Here is a 19830-nt window from a genome sequence, read left to right as displayed (position 1 = left end):
GGATGAATTTTAAAATTTATAATATACCGAATGGTACATAATGATTGTTAAATTACCAGCAAAAGACACATCTGTCAAGGGACATTTGTAAAAGCGCCACCAATTAAAAAAGAGTACAGAACCAGTATTTTTAAATTTGCAGTGGGGATATCCTCCAACAGAAGCCATTGATTTATTGACAAGAAGTAGAATGAAAACTAAAATGATAACATACTGAACGATATAATAAGGGGTGTTCCTATGGTCCGGCAAAGAGAATTCGATGAGGACGCTGCTTTGGATGCGGCCATGCGGTTGTTTTGGGAAAAAGGATATGAAGCCGCTTCATTAACTGAATTGACGGCCAGAATGGGCATCCAGCGGCCAAGCATGTATGCCGCTTTCGGAAGCAAGAAAGAGCTGTTCGAGGCCGCTCTGCGAAGTTATACACAGGCTCACGCCGCCCGTATCCGGGCCAAATTGCAAAGCCGCACTTCCGTAAAAGACGCTTTCCGGGCTTTGTTCGAAGGAATCGTAGCGGATGAATATGAGGGAAGCTTGAACCGGGGATGCTTCAGTATTAATACGATGGTGGAGCTGGCACCCCACGATGAGAAATTCGAGATTCTTACTAGGGAACATCAATTGTACCTATCGGTAATTTTTCAGGAAACGATTGAACGGGGAATACGCACGGGGGAGCTGGATGCGGCGCTGGAAGCAAGAGGAACAGCCCAGGCTCTGCTGGTTTCGCTGATCGGGCTTACCGTCATGCTTAAATCTCGTCCGGACAGGCAGTTCGCCGATAACACGGTAAAGACGGTGCTAACTTTGCTTCGCTGACCGGCTGGAAAGAAACTGGACGTTTCAAGGGAGCGCGGCGTTCGGTGCAAGGCGTGTAGCGCACGGCACTCTGGCACTAGGCATGGGGGCGTCGCGGCGTCGGAAAAGATCACCTGAACCCGATAAGAGTGTAATCGAACCGATTACATTTTGTAAGCGAAGGGTATAGTAAAGAGAAGGTTTGACGTTGTTTCGCTTGTCTCTCTATTATAAAAGAAGGTGACTTATGACATACGATTCGATTATTGTCGGCGGAGGAATTGCAGGCCTGCAGGCGGCCATCCAGCTTGGGCGCTACGGTCATCGCGTCTTGGTTATCGACGCGGGATACGGCCGCTCCACTCTGTGCGCCAGCTACCATAACGTGCTCGGCTACCCCGACGGGATATCCGGCGAAGAGCTGCGGCGCACGGGCCGGGGCCAGGCCGAGGCGGTCGGCGTCGCGTTCGCCGAAGGGCTGGCCGTCCGGCTGGCGGGCTCGCTGGAGACCGGCTTCCGAGTCGGCGTGCGGAAGCTCCTGCCGGATGAACGCGGCGGCCGCCATCCGCTGGCGGCGCACGAGCCCGGCGGGCGGGGACTGCCCGATGAGTCCGGGGCCGGGCCGGACACCGAATACACCGGTGCCACGCTGCTGCTGGCTACCGGTGTGATGGACCGCTTCCCGGAGCTGCCGGGGCTGCGGGAATGCCTCGGACATACGGTGTACGTATGTCCGGACTGCGACGGCCACGAAGTGGCGGGCCGCCGCACGCTCGTGCTGGGTGCCGGAAATCCCGGCGCCGGCATGGCTTTGACCCTGCGTCCGCGGACGGATAAGCTCACGTTCGTGAATCACGAACGGAGACCCGTTAACGCGGACCTGCAGGAGAAGCTGGAGCGCGCCGGCATCGACACCGTCGCCGGTCCGATTGCCGCCATCCTGGAGGATGGCGGCAGGATCGGCGGCGTGGAACTGGCCGGCGGCGAGACGCTGGAAGCCGAGAGAGGGTTCCTCGGCTTCGGCGGCAATGCCGTCCACTCCGGGCTGGCCGCGCAGCTCGGCGTGGAACGGATGGAGAACGGCCATCTGCTGGCCGATCCGCGCAGCAAGGAAACGAACATTCCCGGCGTCTATGTGGCCGGGGATATCGGTGTGCATGCGGAGCAGCTCACCGTCGCGATGGGCGAAGGTGCCATGGCGGCTATCTGGATGAACAAAGCGATCCGCAAGAAGAACAACTGACCGCACGAAAGGCGGAGGACGGCACCTGTCGAGAGGTGACCGGTCCTCCGCCTTTTTTTTTAGTGCTGCGGCGTGGAAGGCTGCTGAGATTACGTGAGAGCTCGACGTGGCGCGAGGCGAGGTGGCCTGACTTGACGTACATAAAGATCCTGCCGATTCCTTTTTCGATAAAAAAGTTTTAAAAGCAGGTTGTAAAAGCCGGACTCTGTTCGCCTTATTAAGTGAAGGAGCAAGGCCGTGCCTTTTTTCAAGGCTCAGACCGTCCTGCGGGAAACGTCGGGATCAGCTCCTACCTTTGAATGAACCTGAGGAGGAACAAATCTATGGCGGAGTATGCGAAAATTTTACGGTGGACCAAAAGCGATGCGGTTTACGGGCTGAAAACGAATATCCAGCTGCCTTCCAGCGCATCGGTCGGAACGACCGGCGGTTTTATTAACTTTTATTTGGGCGTTTACGGGTCCAATACGAATTACGAGTGCGGCCTGTCCACGAACTATACGGAAGCGCTAAACGGCAAATGGCACTGGTTCTGGAACACGGGAGCCGCCAACGACGGCGGGGCCTTCAATCTTGCGGCCGGAAGCACCGTGCCCATCGAGCTGTCCGTCAACAGTTCGAACAAGCTGGACTTTAAGGTAAACGGCACCGTGGTGAAAACTTTTTCGGGCGCGACGGGCACTTTCGGTTCGCTTACGAGTGCGCGGCTGGTAGTGGCGGCCTGCGACCGGTCGTTTACGACGGTTCCGAATCCCCTGCCGAACTGGAATACGCTCCATAATCAGGTGGTGTGCAGCGGCATCAGCTTCCGAAACAGCGCGGGTGCGTGGACGGTGCTTTCCTCCGCGAATTCGACGCCGCCTTCTTCGACCACGTTTTGGCCGGACGGCTACACCCACACGGGAACACCGGCGGATTACACCAAGGTCGTGTCCACCGGCCAGTTGATTGCTTCACTCAAACGTTAAAACGAAAAAGAGTCTTCCCCGGTTTTCTAAGCCGGGTGAAGGCTCTTTTTTGCAGCCGGGATGGCGGAACAGGCTGCAGGGAAATAAGCGGGAAGCCGTGCCTGGGCAATGATGCGGGGAGATATGAAAACACATCGTGCGCAATATCTAGAAAAGATGTATGATATTTCTATAAATACAATTAATTTAATGAGGTGAATGTTGTGACCGAACGCTCGAATCTGAATCTGAAGAGGGAGAAAAACCCATGGAGCCTGACGATCCGGCTGCTCAATATTTTGCTGATACTGGTTATATTGGGCATAGTCGTTTTTGTAGGCTTATGGTTTGTAGGTATTTATGGAATGAATGCAAAGGGGTAAAAAGCTTGCGCTGCTGCTTCTGTAACCTCAACGAGAGAAGGTGCTACTTATGGGGTATTTGATAACGCCAGTCGGAATCATATTTTTAACGATTATCGTTATAACAATAATTGCAGTTTTATTTTTAATAATGAAATCACATAAAAAATAAAACTATCGCTGTACTAGCAGTGCATATGGACGACTGGCAGCTTTTCATGAATCCTCAAGCGACTTGGGAAATGTCCTCTGACACAGTTAAGGGATCTTTATTTACACAACCGGAAATGATGCCGGGGGCGACGAAAATTATTGGAGGGCTAATGAAGAAGCTGCAGTGCGCTCTATCAAATTCAGTAAGCTTCCTACAGATTATACGTAATGATATTTCTATAAATACGATTATTTAAATGAGGTGAATGTTGTGACGGAACGCTCGAACCTGAACCTGAAGAGGGAGAAAAACCCATGGAGCCTGACGATCCGGCTGCTCAATATTTTGCTGATACTGGTTATATTGGGTATTGCGCTTTATGTGGGCTTATGGCTTGTCACCCTACTTGGAATCAACATATAGGGAATTGGGCTTCTCGGAGAGAGGTCCTTTTTTTTATGTAATGAATTACCCTCTGTTCAAAAAATGTAGATTCGTATATGCTGGGATAGTAAATTTTACCCAATTGCTAGAGTGGTCGTAAAATTTTCTGCTTGTAAAATGTCTATGGGGGAATTTTTCGAATGAGAAAGCTTGTCGGTTTTATACTTGTTTTTACCTTAGTTTTCAGTATGATGGCCGTTACAAATGCAAACGAGGCTTCAGGCAGCGGGAGTGTTCCACAACCTGACTATCTGCCATATGTAGAGGTAGGCGTTCTATCGGAAGGACTGGCCTTTTATATGGAAGCCGGGGAAGAGACCGATTCCTTCGGATTCATCGATACATCCGGGAAAATCGTGATCAAGGCCCGGTTTGAAGCTGCGGGAATATTTCATGATGGTCTGGCTCCCGTCCGAATCGACGGATTATGGGGATATGTCGATAAAACCGGACAGTTTGCTGTGCCACCTATTTATACGGGAGTGGGAAGAGTATTTGAAGAGGGGTTTGCCCAAGTAGTAAAAGACGATAAATGGGGGTATGTGGATAAAACCGGAAAAGAAGTGATTGCGTTTGATTATGAGGATACTAACCCGTTTAATAACGGGCTTGCTCCCGTGAAAAAAAATGAAAAATACGGGTACATAAATAAAGAGGGTAAAGAGGTCGTTCCGTTTCAATACGAAGCCGCTTCGGTTTTTAGTGAGGGAAGGGCTATGGTTAAGATCAAGGACAAATGGGGCGTTATCGACCAAAACGGCGCAGAAATCGAAAAGCCAAAGTATGAGGAAGCTTTTCCGTACAGCCGCGGCCTGGCAGCTGTCAAACATGAAGGAAAGTGGGGATACATCGATTTGTCGGGTAGAGAAGTCATCCAAGCACACTATGATGAAGCCCGTCCCTTCCAAGAAGGTGATCTGGCGCCCGTTCAAGTCGACGGCAAATGGGGGTATGTAAATAAAGAGGATACGATGATCATCCGGCCGCAATTCATTGATGTATATACTGTTTTTTCTGAGGGACTTGCCTTGGTGTCCATCGAAAACGAAGATGAAAATGAAATGTTAGGCTACATTGATCAAACGGGAAAAGCCGTTGTGCCCTATAGCTACGATTTGATGGGTTCCTCTTTTAGCGGTGGTCTTGCTACCGTTGCGGACGGCGGACAAGGAAGTTTTTATTTTATGCCGAATCCGCTGAATGTCCAAACTCAGGAGCCGCAAACTCAATCCGCTTTGCCTTCCGCGTCCAAAGTAACGATAAACGGGCGGGAAGTTTCCCCGGAGGCTTATAACATCGGCGGGAACAATTTTTTCAAGCTGCGCGATTTGGCCATGCTTTTGAACGGGACGGACAAAGGGTTTGAAGTCGGCTGGGATCAAGATGCCAAGGTTATTCGCCTCATCACGTCAAAAGCTTACACCGAAGTGGGGGGAGAACTTGCCGCAACCGGTCAGCATACCGTCAAGCGGGCGGCCCCGGCTGCGGCAAAGCTGCTTGTAAACTCGGAGGAAGCCCGCTTCACAGCCTACACGCTCGATGGCAACAATTATTTCAAACTTCGGGATCTTGCTCAAGCGCTTGATTTTAACGTTTCGTGGGATGCTGCCTCAAACGCTTTAACGATCGATACAAAATCCGGCTACAAGCCTGAGTAAGATGACATAGAAACAGATTCAACAAGAAAGGAGGCTCACGTCGAGCCTCCTTTCTTTGCTTTGGCTGATTTCCTTCTCCGCGTAGACGGGGCCTGCTGCAAACCGGATGCGTCCGGCTTATCCCGCTTGTCCGTCTGAGCGTTAATGTCCCGCTGACCCGATGCGTCCCGCAAGTCCGGCGAGTCGGCAGGCTCCGACACATCCTGTGCGTCACGCGCGTCCGCAGGCTCCGACGCGCCGCCCGGCAGCTCAGCCGTAGCGGCCGCCCCCGCCTCGCGAGGCATGAAGCGGGCCGCCACGTGGGCGAACGTGTCCAGCGCTTCTTCGCCGGGGCGCGTCAGCCCGTACAGTCCCCGCCTGACGCGGACGAACCAGCCGTACACGTTGCGCTGGAGCAGGGCCGGCGTCTTGGCGTTGCCCGTAAGCTCGCGCAGGCGGCGGGGAGAGAGCGGCCCCTGCTCGCGAATCAGCAGGGCGCAGTGCAGCGCCTTCTCGCGGTAAGCCGTGACGAGCTTGAGCCCCCGGCTGCCGCCCACGTTGTAGTCGGCGCTGCGCTCGCGGAACTCGCCAAGCACCCGCTCGGCGGCGCGTTTGCGCGTCTTCCGCGCGGGAGCGGCTTCGCCGGAGCCCGGCGGCTCGCATACGACCTCGACGGCGGGCTTCCGCGTTTTGTAAAACTGCACCGTGATGAGCCCGAGACCGAGCCGTCCGCACAGCTTGCGGATGTCCGCCCAGGTCATCCGGTGGGGGACGCGTCCTTTGGCGGGAAGCTCGATCGCGATATAGACGCGGTGCGTCACGTCCTGCCGCCGGAGTCCCTGAAGCAGCAGGGGGACGGTCAAGCTGCGCTTGAGCTCGACGACGACGGGCGGCTCGCCCTCCAGAACGGCGACGAGATCGCAGTGCCGCACTTCTCCCCGGACGTCGTAGCCGAGCTTCTCCCAGTAGGCTTTAACCGGGCCGTACAGCTCCGTTTCGCTCCGAATCGCCACTGTGTTATACGCCCCTTTCCTTCTAAAACGGTTTTCCGGTTTCTTGATTATAGCATGAAAAAGACGTCCGGTCGGCTACCCGCGGCAAAGACTTCCACCGATCTGCCACCGGTTGTAAGGCTTGTTTTTCCTTTGTTCCTGTACAAATTTAGTGGCAAGAATCGTCCTTGGACCGCATAGGATTGTAGTACCCTAAAATCACTATCACGAGCTATCCGCTCTTTTGAGGCAATGGCAGTGAGAGGAGGTACCCATGGATATTTTCAAACGCATCACGGAGCACCGGACCGAGAAGGAGCAGCTTGCATGGTCGGGCACACTCCGGGAGTATCTCGAGCTCGTGCGGCAAAATCCGGGTCTGGCGATGACAGCCCATGCGCGTGTGTACGAAATGATCGCTTCTCACGGCATTGAACAAAACGACGGGCACACCCGGTACAATTTTTTCGACAAGGAGATCTTTGGGCTTGACCGCGCAGTCGAAAAACTGGTGGAGGAATATTTTCACTCCGCCGCACGGCGTCTGGATGTCCGCAAACGGATTTTGCTGCTGATGGGACCGGTAAGTGGAGGCAAATCGACGATCGTCACGCTGCTGAAAAGGGGTTTGGAGCAGTTTTCCAAAACAGACAAGGGAGCCGTTTATGCGATTAAAGGCTGCCCGATGCACGAAGATCCGTTTCACCTCATTCCGAATGAATTGAGGCCGGAAATAGAGGCCGAGCTGGGTATCCGCATCGAAGGGAACTTGTGCCCGTCCTGCCAGCTCAGGCTGAAAACCGAATACGGCGGCAACATCGAGAACGTGCTGGTCGAGCGGGTGCTGATCTCCGAGGACGACCGGGTGGGGATAGGCACGTTCAGTCCGTCCGATCCGAAGTCCCAGGACATTGCCGACTTGACCGGCAGCATCGATTTTTCCACGATCACGGAGTACGGCTCCGAATCGGACCCGCGCGCCTACCGTTTCGACGGAGAGCTGAACAAGGCGAACCGCGGACTAATGGAGTTTCAGGAAATGCTGAAATGCGACGAGAAATTTCTCTGGAATCTGCTGTCTCTGACGCAGGAGGGCAATTTCAAAGCGGGCCGCTTCGCGCTTATCTCGGCGGATGAGCTGATTGTGGCGCATACGAACGAATCCGAGTACAAGGCGTTTATCGCGAACAAAAAGAACGAGGCCCTCCAGTCGCGGATGATTGTCATGCCGATTCCTTATAATCTGAAGGTAACGGACGAAGAGAAAATTTACACGAAGCTTATCAAACAGAGCGATATGTCGCATATTCATATTGCGCCGCACGCGCTGCGGGCCGCCGCTATTTTCTCCATTCTGACCCGGCTTAAGGAAACGAAGAAACAGGGCATGGATCTCGTGAAAAAAATGCGGATGTACGACGGCGAAGCCGTGGAAGGTTACAAGGATGCGGACCTGAAAGAAATGCAGAACGAGTATCTGGAAGAAGGAATGAGCGGCATCGATCCCCGCTATGTCATCAACCGGATTTCCAGCGCGCTTATCCGCCACGATCTTCAGTGCATCAACGGACTCGATGTGCTGCGGGCGCTGAAGGAAGGACTGGACCAGCATCCGTCCATCACCCGGGACGAACGGGAGCGGTACCTCAACTTTATTTCGGTCGCCCGCAAAGAATACGACGATATCGCGAAGAAGGAAGTGCAGAAAGCGTTCGTGTACTCGTTCGACGAGTCGGCCAAAACGCTGTTCGACAACTATCTCGATAATATCGAAGCTTACTCCAACTGGGGCAAAATCAAAGACCCTCTGACCGGGGAAGAGATGGACCCCGACGAGCGTCTCATGCGTTCGATCGAGGAGCAGATCGGCATTTCCGAAAATGCGAAGAAGGCGTTCCGCGAAGAAATTCAGATCCGGATTTCGTCTTACTCCCGCAAAGGGAAGAAGTTCGATTACAGTACGCATGAACGGCTGCGCGAAGCGATTGAGAAGAAGCTGTTCGCCGATCTGAAGGATATCGTCAAAATTACGACTTCCACCAAGACACCGGATGAAAGGCAGTTAAAGAAAATCAACGAAGTGACCCGGCAGCTGATTGACGGGCACGGCTACTGCCCGGTTTGCGCGAACGAGCTGCTGCGGTATGTCGGCAGTCTCTTGAACCGGTAATTTTTTTCTTAAACCAAGATAACCGAAGAATACCGCCTAACAATCGTGAAATGACGAGATAGGCGGTTTCTGTTGTCCGCACAAGAACTTCGCTAACCGGGTTTACGCTATGGTAACATTAGGATATCGGTTTGCTGCGGTTGGTATGGTTCCCGAGAGGGAATCATACAAGCGCGGCTCATTTTATTAGGAGGAAGCACCCCGCCATGGCGAAAAACGAAGCACAAATGGATTTGACCCAAGGCCCGATTGCGAGAAAATTGCTCCTGTTTTCCCTGCCCGTCTTGTATGGGAATGTGCTGCAATCACTGAACGGGACGGTTAACAGCATCTGGGTCGGTAAATTTTTGGGTGAAAGCGCTTTTGCGGCTACATCCAATGCGAACAATGTGATGTTTCTTATGCTCAGTTCCATCTTCGGCATAGGAATGGCATCCACGATTATGATCGGACAGAGCATCGGAGCGGGCGATACCGCCCAGGCGAAGCGGGTGGTAGGAGCGAGCGCCCTGTTTTTCTTCACCCTTTCGCTGGTTGTGGGTATACTGGGCGTGCTTTTATCCCCACAGATTCTGCAGTGGATGCACACTCCCGCGGATGCGATGGACATGGCCAACGCTTATCTGAGAATTATTTTTATGAGCATGCCGTTTATGTTCTGCTATAACATGATTATGACGATCCTGCGCGGCGCGGGGGATTCCAAAACGCCCTTCCGGTTTCTCGTGCTGTCCATCATTTTGGACATCGCGCTGAATCCGCTGCTGATTTTCGGCTGGGGTCCGATCCCCGCACTCGGCATTTCGGGTTCCGCACTGGCTACGGGCATCTCGCAGTTTGTCGCCCTCGTCGCTATATTAGGGTCGCTGTATCGGAAAAAATATTTTCTCCGCATTACGCGCGAAGACCGGCATCTGCTGCGCTTCGACGGGGAGATTATCGGATCGCTGGTGAAGAAAGGCGTTCCCATGGGGCTTCAAATGATCGTGGTTTCTACAAGCTCGCTGGCTATGATCAACCTCGTAAACCGGTTCGGATCGGAGGCGACGGCGGCCTATGGGGCGGCGATCCAGCTGTCTTCTTACATTCAGATGCCGGCTATGGCGATCGGCGGAGCCGTTTCGTCGTTTGCGGCCCAGAACGTGGGCGCGGGCAGGTGGGACCGGGTGCACCGCGTAACCGGCGTCGGGGTCATGTACAATGTCCTGATGACGGGCGTACTCGTCTGCCTGATCTATTTGTTCAACCGCAGTGCCCTGAGCCTGTTCCTGCCGGAAGGCCAGGCCATCGAAATCGGTATGCGGATCAACCTGCTGACGCTTTGGAGTTTTATCATTTTCGGCATTACCTTCGTGGTCTCGGGTGTCGTGCGTTCGACGGGGGCCGTTATGTTCCCGCTTCTGATCACGTTCCTGGCGCTTTGGTGCGTGCGCATCCCGCTCTCGTATTATCTGGCCGATTCCTACGGTCTGGATGCCGTATGGTGGAGTTTTCCGGTTGGCTTTACGCTGGGTTCCCTCCTTTCGGTCGCCTACTACTTCTGGGGCAATTGGAAAAAAGCAAGTATGCTCGCCGGCGGCGTTCAAAAAGCGTAGCGGCCGCTTCTATCGTATCCTTTTCGAGCTAATCCTTCTTGGCATTTCTCGAACAAGTCTTAGCTGCCTATCCAACCGGGAAGATCGTTATGGTATCGGACAATGCTCGAATTCATCACGCAAAGATACTTTCAGTTTCCTGCAAGAAAACAAGGATCGTCTTGAACTGGTGTTCTCACCACCTTTCACCAGATTATTAAGGCTGTTGACGGTAAATATTATGTTATTGAAATAGGGGGTATAACGACTTGATCATGAGAATTGAATTGTTTGTTAAGAACTTGAATGATTCTGCGAAATTTTATACTGATGTGTTGGGCTTTACGAAGGGAAAAGAGTCTGATAAATACATTTCAATGAGAAATGGTGATGCTGTCATTGGTCTTGGTGTTTTGTCCCTGCTTGATGACAACCATTATCTAAAACCGGGGTCAGAGTCAGAACGTAAAGGAGTTTGTGTTGAAATAGTTTTTGAAGTAGATGACATTAAAACGTATGTAAATAAAATACAAAATAGCAATTACCCTATAGAAACCGGAGTAACTGTTAGACCGTGGGGGGCGACTGACTTTAGAATAGTAGATCCTGACGGTTATTATATAAGAATTACTTCAAAAAATTAGAAAAATGGAATCAATCTGATATACTAAAGTTGAATTATGGGAAACATCGGGTCTCTTTCTTACTTTATTGGGAAATATATATTCGTTAACTACATAGGGTGTGCATTTATTACACTGATATTCTCATCTATTACATATCCTAGCTTCCCACCCCTACCTTACGATAAACAGAATAGTAAAATCTGAACATTCGGACTTAAACACAGGGTTGACGACTTTGCGAAACTTGAGAATCTTTGCGCGGATCAATTCAAGGATATTTTCGCCACTTTAACCGAGTAACAGATACAACCTACCGTTTTTGACATTTGACCATACAACATTTATACAAATTGACATTTGATGATGCTGTAGATGACATTTCGTTCATACAAAAAGCCCATTAATGACATTTCATATTACAGCGGACATCCGTTTATCCGGATTTATCTAGGCAGGCGCCCAAGTTTGGGCGCTTTTCTCACGTTCTGGGCATCTGTTCATACGATGTGTTAGATGCAAAATGCCTTTGGGCACAACATACAGAGGGTGAGGGATTGCTTATGACATTCGAAACTCAGGGTCAGGGCACGTACGGCCAGGACATATACGGTCAAGGCACATACGGTCTGCAGCAGGAATGGAACCAAAGCGAATGGGTCGTTAATACGGAAGCGGACGAAGAAGCGCGGAAGCAGGGAGAATACGGGGGTTATCACGGCGGTCAGGTCGGCTACCACGGGGGCCAAGGCGGTTACCATGGCGGTTATCATGACGGGGGTTATCATGGCGGATACCATGGAGGTTACCACGGCGGCCATCCTTATTATCCTTATCATCATCATCACTACTACCCACATCACTATTACCCGCAGCACTACTACCCGCACTATCCGCCTCACTACAACTATCCACCCTACTATCCGTATCCTTATAAAAGATAACGAAAAGGATATATCGGCTTAAGGCCGCAGACGGCTGTCCGCAGAAGCGGGCGGCCTTCCTTTTTTTCAGACGGATAACGGCGGGAAAGGACGGAAGAGGGAGATTCTATTGGGCAAATGAAGTATAATAGGGAAATAACCCGTAATCGAACGAGATAAGGATGGTCGCTTGTGCTTAGATCAATTTCGGATACCTTATTTTTACTGGCTTTAATTCTGCTCGTTGTGTCGGCAATCGTGAGCGGCATCGGTTTCCAGGCTTTCACGATGAGAAGAAAAGACAATGACCCGAGTCAAATCGAGGTCCCCAACAAGCAAAAACAGCTCGAAAAGCAGAACAAAGGGATGGCCGGATTCATTCGTTCCAAAATTACGCTGACGGCGCTCGTGTTTGCTTTGGTGTCGGTCGTTTTATCTTATTTGGAGCGGTATGTGTAAAAGAAGAAAAACAAATCCGCAGGCGTAGAAATACGCTTGTCCGGCTTTGTTTATAGACAAAAACTATAATGAACGTAGTTTTTATATATTAGACATTATAAGTCTGATTCATCATACTGAATGTACTACCCGCACAGACGGGAACGGGAGGCGTTCGGAATGAAGGAAGCGAGACAAGGCAAGTGGGACGCGGGGCATTATGACACGCAGATGCATTTTGTATCCAGGCTCGGCCAAGGGGTGATGGACCTTCTGAGTCCGGTTCCGGGAGAGTCGGTTCTCGATCTGGGGTGCGGAACGGGCACCCTTGCACACGAAATATCCCTTCTCGGCGCGCAGGTGACCGGGGTGGATTTCTCGGAGGCCATGATAGAGCAGGCGAGGCAGAACTATCCCGAGCTTGCTTTTGAGGTGGGGGACGCGAGAACATACCGGAGCGGCCGAACGTTCGACGCGGTGTTCTCCAACGCCGCGCTGCACTGGGTCCCGCAGGCCGATGAAGCCGCGCGGACGGTAGCGGAAGCGCTGCGGCCGGGAGGGCGGTTCGCGGCCGAATTCGGCGGCTTCGGCAACGTGGCCCGGATCGAGCGGGCGATTCACGAAGCCGTGCGCGAAGCGGGGATCGACCCCGAGCCGCGGAACCCTTGGTATTTCCCGACTATCGGGGAATATACGGGCGTGCTGGAGAGGGCCGGGCTCGATGTCCGCTTCGCGGAGATCTTTGACCGGCCGACGCCGCTGCCGGGAGGAGAGCAGGCCATCCGGCACTGGCTGCACGCTTTTGCCGGCAGCTTCCTCGCCGGAATCGACGCGGCGACGCAGGAGCGCATCACGCAGGGCGTGGAGGAGCGCCTGCGTCCAGCGCTGTTCCGGGACGGCGCTTGGACCGGCGATTACTGCCGGATCCGGGTGCTGGCCCGGAAGCCGCTGGACTGAGTCGCGCAGGGAACGCAGGCGGCAGGGACTGCATGCGGCGTGAGTCGCGCAGGGTCCGCAGACGGCAGAGCCGCGCAGGGGCCCGCAGGCGGCAGAGTCGCGCTCTCGGCGTAAGGCGCGCAGGGGCCGCGTACGGCAGGGCCGCGCTCACGGCGTGAGACCCCGCCGGTTTCACGCCGCAAGGTTCGCCGCGGCTCTGCTCGCGCCAGCGGCATATCGCGCTGTATTCGCGGCATACCGCCTGCGCTAGCCCGACGCCCGCGCGATGAATTCCGGCGCGAGGACGATCTTCTCGTGAGCGCGGCCGGGATGGCGCTTGCGGTACAGGAGCGTCTCTACCGCCCGGATGCCGAGGAGCTCCTTGCTCAGCTCGACCGTGCTGAGCGTAGGCGACGAAGCGGCCGCCGCTTCGATGTTGTCGAAACCGATCACGCGGCACTGTCCGGGGATGTCGAAGCCCCGCTGCTTGAGCAGCGCCATCAGCCGCAGCGCGATGTGATCGTTCGCGCAGATGAAGCCGTCCGGCAGCTCGCTCGTGGACACGGAGCCTACGCGGACCGCCAGATCGTGGGGCCACGTCGGGCTCGCGTAAGGCACGTTCCACTTGCTCAGGCAGACGGGACGGCCCGATTCGGCCGCTTCCTCGGCTGCGATCCGGCAGCCCAGCGCGCGTTCCCTGAAGCTGACGGAGAAGGAGTCGCTCCCGACGAAAACGAGCGAGTCGCAGCCTTCCCGGAAAAGCTGCTTGGACGCGGCCACTGCGGCGTCGACGTTGCTGTTGACGACGCAGTCCACGTTCACGAGCGGCTCCTCATGGTCCACAAGCACGAGCGGCAGTCCGGTTTGCTGCAGAGAGATGACCGCCCTCGTCGAAAAGGTGCCGAGCAGAATGTGGCCCATACACCGTGCCGGGTCCAAAAATCCCGGCACGGCCAGCTCGTCTTCCCGGTGGGGCGGGACGGAAATCAGCATGTAGTCTGCCTGGAGGTCGCGGCACGTCTGAGCGAGGCCGTCGATGACCTTCGGCCAGAAGAACGGGTCCTGCTGCTTGGCGCTGTGTATCCATACGAGCATATAAGGATCGGAGGAAGAAGAGGAAAAGGCCAGCTCTCTTCTTCTGCCATCCCTCTCCTGGAAAAGTCCGGCCGCGGCCGGGCTTTTGTTTATTTTTTTGCGGTAGCCCATGGTCCGGGCGGTTTCCATGATTTTCAGCCGCGTTTCGTCGCTGACGCCGTCTTTGCCTGAAAGCGCTTGTGAAACGGTGTATTTTGAAATGCCAAGCCGGTCGGCAATGTTTTGCATGGAGACGTGTTTACTCATCGTGCACCGCCTTTGAATGAGTTCGGATTGACAGCACTGCCCCCTCATTTTTCCTTCAAAAAAAGGTTCTGTCAATACCCGCGGCGTAAATAATTGCGGGATTTTTTCCGGCTTTATTTTCTCTCTGCTTGGAAAACTTGTGCTAAACTAGCAGAGGAATGGATTCCGAGCGGGAACGCTTGGAACCTCTATATGCTGAAGGGAGGGTTTCCCATCATTCGATCTGTACGTCACGGGATTCGGCAGCTGCTGCTTTTCGGCTGGCTGGAAGCTCTTTCGTGTCTGTTTCCCGTTCTTATTTTTCTCAGTCTGGCTGTTCTGAAAACGGCAAACGTCCCTCACATGTATGACCTTATGCTGGTCATCTGTCTGCTGATCCAGTGGGCGATGGTCCGGACGGGGCTTGAAACCCGGGATGAAGTGAAAGTGATCTGCCTGTTCCATCTGATCGGGCTGGCGCTGGAGATTTATAAGGTGAATATGGGCTCCTGGTCGTATCCGGAGGAAGCTTGGACGAAAGTATGGGGAGTTCCGCTTTACAGCGGATTTATGTATGCGAGCGTGGCGAGTTATTTGTGCCAGGCCTGGCGGAGATTGCATGTGGAGCTGACGCGCTGGCCTTCGCCTTGGTTTACAGTCCCGCTCGGAGCCGCGATCTATCTGAACTTTATGACCCACCATTATATCTGGGATTTGCGCTGGGTGCTCACCGCTCTGCTGTTCGTGCTGTTTTTCCGGACTGCGGTCCTGTTTACCGTCGGCAGGCAAACGTACCGGATGCCGCTCGTCCTTTCTTTTTTTCTTATCGGCTTTTTTATTTGGCTGGCGGAAAATATCGCAACCTTCCTGGGAGCTTGGCAGTATCCGAACCAGAGGGAAAACTGGCAGCTCGTTTCTTTCGGCAAAATGAGCTCGTGGTTCCTGCTGGTCATCGTGAGCTTCCTGATTGTCGCGCAGCTTAAGCGGGTCAAACAATCGGAGAACAAGTCTGACGGGAGGATAGTTCCGGCGGCGGTGCCGGAGGAGTAGTCTATGTTTACAAATTGGGGAATGATTTTGCGGCTTGCGGTTCCGTCGATCGTGTCGTTCGCGGCGGCGACGCTGACCGGTACGATTAATTTGATGATGGTGGGCCCGATGGGCGCTCTCGTCATCGCTGCGGTAGGAATCTGCAACATTATTATGTACAACGCCTGGGCGGCCTGCTCGGGGATCGGTCACACGGTGAATTATCTTGTGGCTCAAAATTTCGGGGCCGGAGATATGAAGAAAGGCGTGGAGCGCACGTACATCGCGCTTTACCTTTGCCTGGCTCTCATTGCCGTCATCCTGGCTGCGGGGTGGTTCGGAAGCGAAGGGATTCTGCGGCTGATGGGAAGCTCCGAAGAACTGGTCGCCGCAGGGAAGGAATACCTGGAGCTCCGGTTTTATGCGATGGCGTTTTCCGTGCTGAATTTCGTCCTTTTCGGATTTCTGAGGGGAATCGGGGATACCCGGTCTCCTATGGCACTTACGATTTTGGGGAATGCGGCGATGATTGTGTTCACTTACGGGTTAACGTACGGGCATCTAGGATTTCCCGAGCTGGGGCTTCCGGGCGCCGGGCTGGCCGTTCTGATCGGGGAAGCCATCTGCAGTATCGGCTCCGTGTACATCGTGTTTTTCCGGCTCCATGACAAATATCGGACCCGCACCCGGGTCAAACTGGACCGCAGGGAAGCGCGCCTGATCGCCGGCGAAAGCGGAAAGCTCGGCATGCAGGAATTCGCGATGAGCCTGGCCATGTTCGTGTTCACGATGTTCGTGACCCGCCTGGGGACGGAGGCGCTGGCCGCCAACGAGATTGCCCTGAATGTGATGGCGCTCGGCTTCATGCCGGCTTTCGCCTTCGCATCCACGGCGACGATCCTCGTCGGGCGCGAGGTCGGCAAGCACAGGCCCGACCTGGCCCGCCGGTACGGCACCGACACGGCGGTGCTCGGCAGCATCTGCCTGCTGGTCCTGGGCGCGGTGGAGTTCGTTTTCGCGGTTCCGATCGCGAGGCTGTATTCCCAGGACCCGGAGGTTTACGCGCTTGCCGCCGACCTCATCCGGATTTCCGCGTTTTTGCAATTGTTTGACGGTCTCCTGAATTTCTACGCGGGTGGTCTGCGGGGAATCGGGGATACGACCTTCCTGCTGGGAACTTCGCTTGTGCTCAGTTGGGTCTTTTTCGTGCCGCTCGCGTATTTGCTCACCTTTGTGTGGGGATTCGGTTCGGCGGGCGCCTGGATTTCACTGTATTCGTTTATCGCCGCCTTCGGCCTTGCAGTCATGTACCGGTTCTACCGGACGGACTGGGCTGCGGTGCGGATTAAAGAGGCCGAAGGCCGCTGAATGGATGGCCGGATTCGGCCGTCCTTTTTTTATGGGGAAATGCGCACCACGTGACAAAGGAAAAGGCAGGATAAGAAACGAGGAACGCGCATAACGTGTATAAACGTGCGGACTTGGCCGGCTTTCGATGGAGTTTGGCGGGTGAAACGCGTTCATTTATGCGCGGATTAAAAAGCGCCGGATTGCTCGCGGGACACGCGGGGTAAGAATAGGTAACAGCTTAGGCGTGCATGGGTATGCACGGGAGGAGGGGGAGACGATGATGGGATGGCTTTGGGCCGTTCAAGTAATCTTGTTTGCCGCCGGTACCGGTCTTGGAATGTCGGATGCCCGGCGTAAAAGCACGGAGGTCCGGCTTCCGTTATGGGTGCGGATGCTGATCAGTCTGACACTTACCGCAGCTGCTTTTGCTTTGTGGCGGGACGATCCGGCTTCCTCCTCCAAAGAGTGGATCTTCTGGGGAATGGCCTGGTCGTTTATCGGCGATTTGTCCATGGCCGGGATCATTCCCTGGAGGCATCCGATGATCGGCGGAATGCTGACGTTCGCCGTGGCGCACGTCTTCTATATTGCGGCGTTTGCGGCAGCCCTGCACCATGAAGGCCTTGGCCTTATGAACGCGGGCCTGGCTGTCGCCGCCGTGTTCTACGGCCTGGTGCTGATCGCAGCATGGCTGCTCCTGATCCGCAATCCCGACGCTCCGCGCCTGTTCAACACCGGCTCGCTCGTCTACGGCTTGTGGATCGGGGCTATGGCGTCGGCTGCGGCTGCTATGGCCTGGTCCCTAGGCGGGGCGCTCTGGTTGACGGCTGTCGGCGGGCTGCTCTTCGTCGTTTCGGACACGATCATCGGGGCCGTAGCTATCGGAGGCCGGTCTCTCCGGCATCAGGGATACTGGGTATGGCTGACCTACGTGGCGGCCCAGATGTGCATCGTTTACGCGTTTACCCTGTGATCCCGTCTTTAGGCAGCGTCTGCACGAACCGCGCAAAAGCGGCGGTATGGTCGATTTTCTGTTTGACGGACCAGTCGTCGATGCTCTTGTTGTGGCGGGCGAACTGTTTCTCGATGGCTTCGTAATCGCCGTAAAAAACTTTGCCGTCCAGACCGGCCCAATTAATGGCATGCCGGTATTCGACCGGTCCGGTCTTGAACGGAACGAGGTATTCCACCAGGATATGTTTGCGCCTCAGAATTTCATACTCGCTGCTTGCGATGATTTCTTTCGTCAGACAAATCTCATCTATAACGGCTCCGGACCATTGCTGGATATTTTCCAGGTTGTACGCGTTTGTGATTCCTTTGCCGAAAATGTTTTTCTGGTTCTCCGATTCGTGAACGCTGACCGGGCCTTTGGAAATCGCGCCTCTGAGCGGAGCGCCCCGCTGCATAAAAAACAGCAGGGCGCTGAAAGCCGCGTTCACGATGTTCACGAACTGGACGGGCGAGGTCCCTTCCGTCCACATAATAATGCTGTCGGATACCGAAAGCACTTGAATGGCGCTGGGCATGCCGAGCTCGGAGTTTACATCGTCCATCATTTTTTTCGTCCGGTTGATATTGTGCATAATGTCGTTGGAAAAGATAGTTTGCAGATCGAGGTGACTGTTCTTATCCACCAGATCTTTAAAGCCGAGAATGTCCAGGAACGCCACGTAACTGTCCTCAATCGTTTTCAATTCCCCTACCTCCCGCTTTAAAAAAGTGCCGTTTGAATTCGCCCTCCTTACAAACGTTTGCCGCAAACAGCCGGACTGTCCGGCCGGGTTAGGAGCTGCTGCACGACGAACTACTGCATGACGAGCTGCTGCACGAGGAACTGCTGCAGGACGAACTGCTGCAGGAAGAACCGCTGTCGGACGAGCCGCTGCATGACGAACTGCTGCAAGAAGAACCGCTGCCGGACGAATTGTTGTCCGACGAGCTGCCGCAGTCCGAGGAGCTGCAGGAAGAACTGCTGCAGTCCGAATCGCCGGATCCGTTCCCGCCGCCTCCCTCACGATCGTCGTTCCCGTTCAGGATGGAGTAGAACAGCAGGGCGCTGAGGGCGCCGTAACCGGCGCTGGAGACGTCATTGGCGTTAAACGAAGAGGCCGGCGTTCTTCCGGCCGAAGACATCCTGCCGGAATTTCGGGCTGCTGCGGCCAGCGGGGCATTCTGGATCCCGTTGAAAAGGTGATGCACCAGCTCCTGAACGGCATCTTCATAAATGCCGATCGTATTCGGCTTGAAATAATCCTGCCGGATCCGGTTCCAGTCAAAATCTCGGGCATACGCGACGAATTCCGGATGAAGCCTGCGCTGTCCGAATTTGCCAAGCAGCTGTTCGTTTTCAGGGTAGAAGCGGAACACAAGGGAGTAGACCAGCTCGAACAGAGCTCGCTCGTGCTCGCCCGGCTGCGCCGTATCGCCGACATGCGGCAAATGGTGAATCATTTCCCCTAGAAGATCCCGGCAAAAATCCTGATAATCGCGGGTGAACATCAAAGCTTCGTGCCAAATTTCATCGACGGACGTGCTGTACATGCCCACCTGATTCAAGTAAATATTGAGTGCCAGAAAGCGTTTGAACTCCAGGAAAATCCATGAATACTCGGTTTCGGAAATATCCGGATTCTCCTTCAGTACGCGTGCTTTTACATGCTCCCAATATTGGGCGTATTTGCCGAAAACCTCATTGAACCGGGCTTCTACCGGTTTGAGGCTGTCGTTCTCCAGAACACCCAGCCCATACGGAGCGAAAGAGGAAAACAACTGGACGGGCGGAGTTTTTGGCTGTTTTTGCACAGGCTGTGATTTCATGCTATTAAAAAACCGTTTAAAAAAAGACACGCGAAACCTCCATCATCAGGCCGATACCTGGTTAGTT

19 protein-coding genes and 1 pseudogene are annotated in these 19830 nt (G+C 54.1%); 16 read left to right on the top strand and 4 right to left on the bottom strand.

The features are described 5' to 3' along the window. Window positions 1-240: 240 nt before the first annotated feature. The 6 genes from KVT34_RS14560 (at window position 241) to KVT34_RS14535 (ending at window position 5609) form a co-directional block, all read left to right on the top strand. Window positions 241-822: a TetR/AcrR family transcriptional regulator gene (locus tag KVT34_RS14560; RefSeq protein ID WP_217559473.1), complete on the top strand. Its 582-nt coding sequence runs from the start codon at window positions 241-243 to the stop codon at window positions 820-822. Between the two features lie 226 nt (window positions 823-1048). Beyond that, complete coding sequence (locus KVT34_RS14555) at window positions 1049-2044, top strand: NAD(P)/FAD-dependent oxidoreductase (RefSeq protein ID WP_217559472.1); 996 nt, start codon at window positions 1049-1051, stop codon at window positions 2042-2044. Between the two features lie 323 nt (window positions 2045-2367). Then, window positions 2368-3012, top strand: a complete 645-nt coding sequence (locus tag KVT34_RS14550) for a hypothetical protein (protein ID WP_217559471.1) — start codon at window positions 2368-2370, stop codon at window positions 3010-3012. Window positions 3013-3215: 203 nt separating this feature from the next. Next, entirely contained in the window at window positions 3216-3374 is a 159-nt protein-coding gene (locus KVT34_RS14545) for a hypothetical protein (RefSeq protein WP_217559470.1), read from the top strand. A gap of 403 nt (window positions 3375-3777) precedes the next feature. Then, the gene (locus KVT34_RS14540) at window positions 3778-3930 is read left to right on the top strand and encodes a hypothetical protein (RefSeq protein ID WP_217559469.1); all 153 of its coding nucleotides are present in this window, start codon (window positions 3778-3780) and stop codon (window positions 3928-3930) included. 161 nt (window positions 3931-4091) lie between these two features. Further along, window positions 4092-5609, top strand: coding sequence for a WG repeat-containing protein (locus KVT34_RS14535; RefSeq protein WP_217559468.1), 1518 nt, complete (start codon window positions 4092-4094; stop codon window positions 5607-5609). A gap of 35 nt (window positions 5610-5644) precedes the next feature. On the opposite strand, the gene KVT34_RS14530 is transcribed toward KVT34_RS14535, so the two are convergent. Continuing rightward, window positions 5645-6601, bottom strand: a complete 957-nt coding sequence (locus tag KVT34_RS14530; protein ID WP_217559466.1) for a DUF2161 family putative PD-(D/E)XK-type phosphodiesterase — start codon at window positions 6599-6601, stop codon at window positions 5645-5647. Window positions 6602-6854: 253 nt separating this feature from the next. Between KVT34_RS14530 and KVT34_RS14525 the strand changes: the two genes are divergently transcribed. The 7 genes and pseudogenes from KVT34_RS14525 to KVT34_RS14500 all read left to right on the top strand — a co-directional run bounded on the left by KVT34_RS14525 (window position 6855) and on the right by KVT34_RS14500 (window position 13265). Next, window positions 6855-8750: a PrkA family serine protein kinase gene (locus KVT34_RS14525; protein WP_217559464.1), complete on the top strand. Its 1896-nt coding sequence runs from the start codon at window positions 6855-6857 to the stop codon at window positions 8748-8750. Window positions 8751-8956: 206 nt separating this feature from the next. Then, window positions 8957-10345, top strand: coding sequence for an MATE family efflux transporter (locus KVT34_RS14520; RefSeq protein WP_217559462.1), 1389 nt, complete (start codon window positions 8957-8959; stop codon window positions 10343-10345). 32 nt (window positions 10346-10377) lie between these two features. Next, a pseudogene (locus KVT34_RS32970) lies at window positions 10378-10553 on the top strand (transposase); the annotation flags it as partial. A 46-nt stretch (window positions 10554-10599) separates the two neighbouring features. Beyond that, window positions 10600-10968, top strand: a complete 369-nt coding sequence (locus tag KVT34_RS14515; RefSeq protein WP_254634896.1) for a VOC family protein — start codon at window positions 10600-10602, stop codon at window positions 10966-10968. A 542-nt stretch (window positions 10969-11510) separates the two neighbouring features. Further along, the gene (locus KVT34_RS14510; RefSeq protein ID WP_217559459.1) at window positions 11511-11891 is read left to right on the top strand and encodes a hypothetical protein; all 381 of its coding nucleotides are present in this window, start codon (window positions 11511-11513) and stop codon (window positions 11889-11891) included. 171 nt (window positions 11892-12062) lie between these two features. Beyond that, on the top strand, window positions 12063-12329 hold the full coding sequence (locus KVT34_RS14505) for a hypothetical protein (protein WP_217559458.1): 267 nt from the start codon (window positions 12063-12065) through the stop codon (window positions 12327-12329). Between the two features lie 159 nt (window positions 12330-12488). Further along, complete coding sequence (locus KVT34_RS14500; RefSeq protein ID WP_217559457.1) at window positions 12489-13265, top strand: class I SAM-dependent methyltransferase; 777 nt, start codon at window positions 12489-12491, stop codon at window positions 13263-13265. A 246-nt stretch (window positions 13266-13511) separates the two neighbouring features. On the opposite strand, the gene KVT34_RS14495 is transcribed toward KVT34_RS14500, so the two are convergent. After that, window positions 13512-14585 carry a LacI family DNA-binding transcriptional regulator gene (locus tag KVT34_RS14495; RefSeq protein ID WP_217559456.1) on the bottom strand — a complete coding sequence of 358 codons (1074 nt, stop codon included), beginning with the start codon at window positions 14583-14585 and terminating at the stop codon, window positions 13512-13514. A 192-nt stretch (window positions 14586-14777) separates the two neighbouring features. Between KVT34_RS14495 and KVT34_RS14490 the strand changes: the two genes are divergently transcribed. The 3 genes from KVT34_RS14490 (at window position 14778) to KVT34_RS14480 (ending at window position 17916) form a co-directional block, all read left to right on the top strand. After that, the gene (locus KVT34_RS14490) at window positions 14778-15614 is read left to right on the top strand and encodes a DUF817 domain-containing protein (RefSeq protein WP_217559455.1); all 837 of its coding nucleotides are present in this window, start codon (window positions 14778-14780) and stop codon (window positions 15612-15614) included. Window positions 15615-15617: 3 nt separating this feature from the next. Next, complete coding sequence (locus KVT34_RS14485; protein WP_217559454.1) at window positions 15618-16961, top strand: MATE family efflux transporter; 1344 nt, start codon at window positions 15618-15620, stop codon at window positions 16959-16961. A gap of 259 nt (window positions 16962-17220) precedes the next feature. Then, window positions 17221-17916 carry a lysoplasmalogenase family protein gene (locus KVT34_RS14480; protein WP_217559452.1) on the top strand — a complete coding sequence of 232 codons (696 nt, stop codon included), beginning with the start codon at window positions 17221-17223 and terminating at the stop codon, window positions 17914-17916. On the opposite strand, the gene KVT34_RS14475 is transcribed toward KVT34_RS14480, so the two are convergent. After that, a complete protein-coding gene (locus tag KVT34_RS14475; protein WP_217559451.1) occupies window positions 17906-18640 on the bottom strand; it encodes a hypothetical protein in 735 nt (244 codons plus the stop codon). The genes KVT34_RS14480 and KVT34_RS14475 overlap by 11 nt on opposite strands. Before the next feature lie 88 nt (window positions 18641-18728). Then, window positions 18729-19748, bottom strand: a complete 1020-nt coding sequence (locus tag KVT34_RS14470; RefSeq protein WP_309244092.1) for a glycine-rich domain-containing protein — start codon at window positions 19746-19748, stop codon at window positions 18729-18731. Between the last annotated feature and the right edge of the window lie 82 nt (window positions 19749-19830).

The sequence above is a fragment of the Paenibacillus sp. GbtcB18 genome, from assembly GCF_019091125.1.
Lineage (GTDB): Bacteria > Bacillota > Bacilli > Paenibacillales > NBRC-103111 > Paenibacillus_F > Paenibacillus_F chitinolyticus.
This window is presented reverse-complemented; position numbering and strand designations above follow the sequence as displayed.

Coding starts and splice junctions, on each gene's coding strand:
- KVT34_RS14525 (WP_217559464.1), top strand. CDS start 6,855: ATGGATATTTTCAAACGCATCACGGAGCACCGGACCGAGAAGGAGCAG.
- KVT34_RS14535 (WP_217559468.1), top strand. CDS start 4,092: ATGAGAAAGCTTGTCGGTTTTATACTTGTTTTTACCTTAGTTTTCAGT.
- KVT34_RS14555 (WP_217559472.1), top strand. CDS start 1,049: ATGACATACGATTCGATTATTGTCGGCGGAGGAATTGCAGGCCTGCAG.
- KVT34_RS14560 (WP_217559473.1), top strand. CDS start 241: ATGGTCCGGCAAAGAGAATTCGATGAGGACGCTGCTTTGGATGCGGCC.
- KVT34_RS14520 (WP_217559462.1), top strand. CDS start 8,957: ATGGCGAAAAACGAAGCACAAATGGATTTGACCCAAGGCCCGATTGCG.
- KVT34_RS14515 (WP_254634896.1), top strand. CDS start 10,600: ATGAGAATTGAATTGTTTGTTAAGAACTTGAATGATTCTGCGAAATTT.
- KVT34_RS14550 (WP_217559471.1), top strand. CDS start 2,368: ATGGCGGAGTATGCGAAAATTTTACGGTGGACCAAAAGCGATGCGGTT.
- KVT34_RS14495 (WP_217559456.1), bottom strand. CDS start 14,585: ATGAGTAAACACGTCTCCATGCAAAACATTGCCGACCGGCTTGGCATT.
- KVT34_RS14500 (WP_217559457.1), top strand. CDS start 12,489: ATGAAGGAAGCGAGACAAGGCAAGTGGGACGCGGGGCATTATGACACG.
- KVT34_RS14510 (WP_217559459.1), top strand. CDS start 11,511: ATGACATTCGAAACTCAGGGTCAGGGCACGTACGGCCAGGACATATAC.
- KVT34_RS14490 (WP_217559455.1), top strand. CDS start 14,778: ATGCTGAAGGGAGGGTTTCCCATCATTCGATCTGTACGTCACGGGATT.
- KVT34_RS14480 (WP_217559452.1), top strand. CDS start 17,221: ATGATGGGATGGCTTTGGGCCGTTCAAGTAATCTTGTTTGCCGCCGGT.
- KVT34_RS14485 (WP_217559454.1), top strand. CDS start 15,618: ATGTTTACAAATTGGGGAATGATTTTGCGGCTTGCGGTTCCGTCGATC.